Below are 6252 nucleotides of genomic sequence, written 5' to 3'. Positions count from 1 at the left end.
TTCTATTTCGGGCATTGCTTGCAGTTGTTCAATAATTAATTCTTTGATAGCTACTTTATTTTTTGTAATACTATCATTTAACCAAACTTCATTTTCGCCAACCATTTTTACCACAAAAGATCATCAGTTTATTAACGCCGGTTACGGCAAATGATTTAACGGTAATTTTTCTATTTCAATGACCATACAAGATTTTGATATACAGGTTGCAAGCGGACAGCACGTTGATTACGCCCAGCAGATCTGTGATGAAATGGCCGAGTCGGCAAAGGCGCGCGGTACAGGTATAGCCCAGCGTTCGCCGGAGTACGTGGCGAATAAGATGCTGGAAGGAAAAGCAGTGATCGCTTTTCACAAAGACGGCACCTGGGCCGGTTTCTGCTATATTGAAACCTGGAGCCACGGTGATTTCGTAGCCAATTCAGGGTTGATCGTAAACCCCCAGTTCAGGAAAGCCGGCCTCGCCAAAGCCATCAAAGAGAATATTTTCAAACTCTCCAGGAAAAAATATCCCGAAGCTAAGATCTTCGGATTAACAACTGGTCTTGCTGTAATGAAAATTAACTCAGAACTGGGTTACGAGCCGGTAACTTACTCTGAACTTACCCAGGACGAAGATTTTTGGGCCGGCTGCAAAAGCTGTGTGAATTATGATATCCTGATGAGTAAAGGCCGAAAAAATTGCATGTGTACGGCCATGTTGTTCGATCCCGTTGAAAAAGCAAAACAACAGGAAGAAAACGCTAAAGAAATGTCACGTAAGGCTACTTTGTTTCAGCGGATTGAAAACGCCATCAAAAGTTTTAGCCAGGAACACCTGAGGGAAAAAGGTTAAAGGCGAAAGGTAAAAGGTAAAAGTAAATGAGAGATTATAAAAAGCTTGATGTATAAACAAAATCACATTTGTTAACTAAGAAGATTTATGCCGATATTTTACCATTGATGCCAAACGAGGAACGTTTCGCTTTGACCAATCAGTTACGACGGTCTGCGTATTCTATACCGCTGAATATTGTTGAAGCTTGTGGTAAAAACACGGACAAAGACTTTACCCATTATCTTGACAATGCACTAGGATCGGCTCATGAAGTAGAATACACTTGTTACTTGATTTATGATTTAGGTTATATTTCAAAAGAAACTTATTATGATATTAACAATGCTATAAATGAAGTAAAAGCAATGTTAATCGGATTTATAAAATTTTTATGGGGCGAATGACCTTTTACCTTTTACCTTTCGCCCTTCACCTTTTACCAAAAAAAATGAAAAAGAAAGTTGTTTTAGCCTATAGCGGTGGATTGGATACATCATTTTGCTGTATTTACTTAACACAAGACTTAGGATATGAAGTTCATTCTGTAATTGTAAATACAGGTGGTTTTAGCGAAGAAGAACTAAAAAATGTAGAAGAACGTGCCTATAAAATGGGCGTTACCTCTCACCATGTGGTCGACGAAACAGAGAACTTTTACAATACGTGTGTTCGCTACCTTATTTATGGTAACGTTCTTAAAAACAACACCTATCCATTATCAGTAAGTGCCGAACGGGTTAGCCAGGCCACTGCCATTGCCAATTACGCTAAAGAAATAGGCGCTGAGTTTGTTGCCCACGGCAGCACCGGCGCGGGTAACGACCAGGTGAGGTTTGATATGATCTTTAATATCCTGGTGCCTGATGTGCAGATCATCACACCGATCCGCGACCTTAAATTAAGCCGCGAGGCTGAGATCCAGTATTTAAAGGATCATGGTGTGGATATGAATTTTGAAAAGGCTAAATATTCTATCAATAAAGGGATCTGGGGTACATCTGTAGGCGGGAAAGAAACACTAACCTCTAATTTAGGTTTACCTGAAGAAGCATGGCCGACACAAGTAACTTCAACAGAGGTAAGGAACCTGGAACTGGTTTTTGAAAAAGGCGAACTGATCGGAATAGACGGCGAAACATTCAGTCACCCTACTAAAGCAATCCAGGCTTTGCAGGCTATCGCGCAGCCTTATGGTATTGGCCGGGACATCCACGTAGGCGACACAATCATTGGTATCAAGGGACGTGTTGGTTTTGAAGCCGCCGCGCCGATGATCATTATCAAGGCACATCATACGTTAGAAAAACACGTTTTAACCAAGTGGCAGTTATCATGGAAAGATCAGCTTTCCAGTTTTTACGGCAACTGGCTGCACGAAGGGCAATTCCACGATCCGATTATGCGTAATATCGAGGCATTCTTAGCCGACACCCAGCACACCGTGAGTGGAAAAGTGTTTGTACAACTGAATCCATATCGATTCCAGGTAGTAGGTATTGAATCATCACATGACCTAATGTCGAACAAATTTGGCACTTACGGCGAAATGAACAATGCCTGGTCAGGGGAGGATGTTAAAGGTTTCTCAAAAATATTTGGCAACCAGGTAATGATCTATCATAAGGTAAATGCCCCCCAACCCCCTAAAGGGGGAGCACTTTAATAGTTATACAACGAGATATGGAAACAGAAGAAAAAAAAGGTTATAAAGCTCCCCCTTTAGGGGGCGGGGGGGGCATAAAGGCAGGAATAGTTGGCGGCGCCGGTTATACCGGTGGCGAAATGTTGCGGATACTGATCAACCATCCGGAGGTTAACCTGGCATTTGTGCACAGCACCAGCAGTGCAGGCAAGTATGTTTACGAAGTGCATACGGATCTTTTTGGTGACACCGACCTTAAATTCGCAGCTGAACTTGCTTATAATATTGACGTATTGTTTTTATGTGTGGGGCATGGCGATGCTAAAAAGTTTTTGGATGCAAACCCGATCCCTGATCATATCAGGATCATTGATTTAAGCCAGGATTTTCGCTTAAGTCAGAATGCTAAGCATAAAACCAAAAGCTTTGTTTACGGTCTGCCCGAATTAAACCGGGATGCCATTAAAGAAGCCAACAATATTGCCAATCCCGGTTGTTTTGCTACTTGCCTGCAATTGGGTTTATTGCCATTAGCATCGCAAAACCTGCTAAACAGCGAAACACATATCACGGCCACAACTGGATCAACCGGTGCTGGCCAAAGCCTGTCGCCAACAACCCATTTTAGCTGGCGTAATGATAACCTCTCGGTCTACAAGGCATTTGAACACCAGCATTTGAATGAAATAGTTCAGTCGCTGCATCAATTACAGCCGAACTTCAATCCGCCCGCCGAAGGCCGGGGAGTTAATTTTATTCCTTACCGTGGTGATTTTACACGTGGGATAATTGCATCCATATATACAGAATGCAGCCTAACCGAAGCGGAAGCATTGAAATTATACCAGCACTATTATGAAGCACATCCGTTTACCCACGTTACCCGTCATGATATTGATTTGAAGCAGGTGGTAAATACGAACAAATGCTTTATCCAGGTGAAGAAACATGGCAATAAAATATTTATCGTAAGCATTATAGACAATTTATTAAAAGGAGCGTCAGGGCAAGCTGTACAGAATATGAACCTGATGTTTGGTTTAGATGAAAAAGCGGGACTGAGGCTAAAAGCGATAGCTTTTTAAGATAGGTGAAAGGCGAAAGGTAAAAGGTTAAAGGTTATGAGAGACTATAAAAAACTTGATGTCTGGAAAAAATCACATCTACTTACAAAACAAGTTTATGCAGATGTTTTACCTATTATGCCTTTAGATGAGCGATTTGCCTTAACTAATCAATTGCGACGATCAACTTATTCTATCCCGCTAAATATTGTAGAGGGATGCGGGAAAAATTCTGATAAGGATTTTGCTCATTATTTGGATAATGCTTTAGGATCCGCGCATGAAGTAGAATATACTTGTTTTTTAATTTATGATCTGGGATTTATTCCAAAAGAATTATACGATAATGTTAACAGTGCAATTAACGAAGTAAAAGCTATGTTAATTGCCTTTATTAAATTTCTAAGGGGCGATTAACCTTTTACCTTTCGCCTTTTAGCTTTTACCTCAAAAGAATGAAACTATTTGATGTCTACCCGATCAACCCAATTAATATCGTAAAGGGAGTAGGAAGTTTAGTATATGATGACAAAGGGCAGGAATACCTTGACCTCTATGGTGGTCACGCGGTTATTTCTATTGGCCATACCAATCCACATTACGTTAAACGACTGGAAGACCAGCTGCATCAGATTGGGTTTTATTCTAATTCCATCGAGATCCCTTTACAAAAACAACTGGCTGAAAAACTGGGGCATGTTTCCGGTAAAGAGGATTACCAGTTATTTCTTTGCAACTCGGGTGCTGAGGCAAATGAGAATGCTTTAAAACTGGCGTCATTTTATAACGGCAAAAAGAAAGTGATCGCTTTCAGCGGCGCATTTCATGGCCGTACCTCATTAGCCGTGGCGGTTACCGATAACCCGAAGATCGTTGCACCGATCAATGAAACGGATAATGTAATCTTTGTACCCTGGTGCGATGAAATTGCGTTGGAGCATGCTTTCGTAGCCAATGAAATTTCCTCTGTAATTATCGAAGGCATCCAGGGTGTTGGCGGGATCCAGGTTGCACCGGAAAGTTTCCTGCAAAAAATACGGTCGTTATGCGATACCAATAATGCAGTTTTTATAGCTGATTCCGTGCAGTGCGGTTATGGCCGCACCGGTAAATTCTTTTCGCATGATTTTGCAGGCATAAATGCCGATATTTATACCATGGCCAAAGGCATGGGCAATGGCTTCCCGATTGGAGGGATCATTATATCGCCCAAAATACTGCCAGCCTATGGTATGCTGGGCACCACGTTTGGAGGCAATCACCTGGCTTGTGCTGCCGGTTTAGCTGTTTTGGAAGTGATGGAGCGCGATAACTTAATGCAAAATGCCGCTGAGGTTGGCGGTTATTTAATAACAGAGCTTAAAAAATTTAAACAGGTAAAAGAGGTGCGGGGGCGTGGCCTGATGATCGGTATTGAACTGCCTGCTGAATTAACGCACGTACGCAAAGAATTGCTGTTTACACATCATATTTTCACAGGCGAAGCAAAGCCTAACGTGGTACGCCTTTTACCGGCACTGAATTTAACCAAAGCGCACGCCGACCGGTTTTTAGAAGCATTTGCAAGTATTATAAGCCCCCTCTAAATCTCCCCCTGTTGGGGAGACTTAAAAAAGGCACTGTTATGATAATTAAATATTTTAATATATAAAAGAGTTCTCTCCTTTGGAGAGGATTGAATGAGGCCCAAACCCATGAAACTATTTTCCTCTGTTCACGATGTTCCTGATGTTAAAGCGCTGGTAAAAGAAGCTTTGCATTTGAAAGAGTTCCCCTATGCTTTTAAGGCTTTGGGCGAAAACAAAACGATGGCGCTTGTATTCCTGAATCCAAGCCTGCGTACCCGTATGAGCACCCAGAAAGCTGCCCTTAACCTGGGCATGAACGTGATGGTGCTAAATTTGGACAAAGAAGGCTGGGCCCTGGAATTGCGTGACAACGTGATCATGAACGGTACTACTGTTGAGCATATCCGTGAAGCGGCAGCCGTTATGGGAGAATATGCGGATATTATCGGCGTTCGTTCCTTCCCCGGCTTAAAGGACAGGGAAGAGGATTACAGCGAAATGGTCTTCAACAAATTCGTCCAATTTTGCGGGGTGCCGGTGGTTAGTCTTGAATCGGCAACACGCCACCCCCTGCAAAGTTTAGCCGACCTGATCACTATTGAAGAATTAAAAACCAAAGCCCGCCCAAAAGTTGTTTTAACCTGGGCGCCGCATATTAAACCGCTGCCACAAGCTGTACCCAATTCATTTGCCGAATGGATGTGCAGGGGAGAGGTTGATTTCACTATCGCCCACCCAAACGGCTATGAACTTTGTACCGATTTTACCGCAGGTGCAACAATTACCCACAACCAGGAGGAAGCTTTAGCGGATGCTGATTTTATCTACGTAAAAAACTGGTCGGCTTACGAACCTTATGGCCAGATTTTGCCGGGGAATGAAGACTGGATGCTGACAAACGAAAAGCTAAAAATTACCAATAAAGCCAACATAATGCATTGCCTGCCGGTAAGGCGTGATCTGGAGTTATCATCAGAGATATTGGATGGCGAAAGTTCTATAGTGATCCACGAGGCTGGCAACAGAGTTTGGGCGGCACAGGCGGTTATAAAGAGGATGCTGGAGGAAATTGGTTGATTTTCTTAATTTGAATATTTGAAAATGTGTTGATTTGAAAATGAATTAAGAACAAAAAATCTTCAAATTTTCAAATTGCCAAAT

At 42.3% G+C, this 6252-nt stretch carries 7 protein-coding genes; all 7 read left to right on the top strand.

Features of this window, described 5'->3' with window-relative positions:
• The first annotated feature begins 178 nt into the window (after positions 1–178).
• The 7 genes from QZY09_RS12385 (at position 179) to QZY09_RS12355 (ending at position 6168) form a co-directional block, all read left to right on the top strand.
• Positions 179–835: a GNAT family N-acetyltransferase gene (locus tag QZY09_RS12385; RefSeq protein WP_295672820.1), complete on the top strand. Its 657-nt coding sequence runs from the start codon at positions 179–181 to the stop codon at positions 833–835.
• A 68-nt stretch (positions 836–903) separates the two neighbouring features.
• On the top strand, positions 904–1221 hold the full coding sequence (locus tag QZY09_RS12380) for a four helix bundle protein (RefSeq protein ID WP_295672817.1): 318 nt from the start codon (positions 904–906) through the stop codon (positions 1219–1221).
• 44 nt (positions 1222–1265) lie between these two features.
• Complete coding sequence (gene argG / locus QZY09_RS12375) at positions 1266–2480, top strand: argininosuccinate synthase (RefSeq protein WP_295672815.1); 1215 nt, start codon at positions 1266–1268, stop codon at positions 2478–2480.
• A 17-nt stretch (positions 2481–2497) separates the two neighbouring features.
• A complete protein-coding gene (gene argC / locus QZY09_RS12370; RefSeq protein ID WP_295672813.1) occupies positions 2498–3544 on the top strand; it encodes an N-acetyl-gamma-glutamyl-phosphate reductase in 1047 nt (348 codons plus the stop codon).
• A 36-nt stretch (positions 3545–3580) separates the two neighbouring features.
• Positions 3581–3940, top strand: a complete 360-nt coding sequence (locus QZY09_RS12365) for a four helix bundle protein (RefSeq protein ID WP_295672811.1) — start codon at positions 3581–3583, stop codon at positions 3938–3940.
• A gap of 38 nt (positions 3941–3978) precedes the next feature.
• Complete coding sequence (locus QZY09_RS12360) at positions 3979–5109, top strand: aminotransferase class III-fold pyridoxal phosphate-dependent enzyme (RefSeq protein ID WP_295672809.1); 1131 nt, start codon at positions 3979–3981, stop codon at positions 5107–5109.
• Positions 5110–5217: 108 nt separating this feature from the next.
• Positions 5218–6168, top strand: a complete 951-nt coding sequence (locus QZY09_RS12355; protein WP_295672807.1) for an acetylornithine carbamoyltransferase — start codon at positions 5218–5220, stop codon at positions 6166–6168.
• Positions 6169–6252: the final 84 nt, after the last annotated feature.

Origin of the sequence: uncultured Mucilaginibacter sp., from assembly GCF_903913935.1 — a bacterium.
Taxonomy (GTDB): domain Bacteria; phylum Bacteroidota; class Bacteroidia; order Sphingobacteriales; family Sphingobacteriaceae; genus Mucilaginibacter.
Note: the sequence above shows the minus strand (reverse complement) of the source record. Positions and strands in the feature narration are given on the sequence as shown.

Coding starts and splice junctions, on each gene's coding strand:
- QZY09_RS12385 (WP_295672820.1), top strand. CDS start 179: ATGACCATACAAGATTTTGATATACAGGTTGCAAGCGGACAGCACGTT.
- argG (WP_295672815.1), top strand. CDS start 1,266: ATGAAAAAGAAAGTTGTTTTAGCCTATAGCGGTGGATTGGATACATCA.
- argC (WP_295672813.1), top strand. CDS start 2,498: ATGGAAACAGAAGAAAAAAAAGGTTATAAAGCTCCCCCTTTAGGGGGC.
- QZY09_RS12365 (WP_295672811.1), top strand. CDS start 3,581: ATGAGAGACTATAAAAAACTTGATGTCTGGAAAAAATCACATCTACTT.
- QZY09_RS12360 (WP_295672809.1), top strand. CDS start 3,979: ATGAAACTATTTGATGTCTACCCGATCAACCCAATTAATATCGTAAAG.
- QZY09_RS12355 (WP_295672807.1), top strand. CDS start 5,218: ATGAAACTATTTTCCTCTGTTCACGATGTTCCTGATGTTAAAGCGCTG.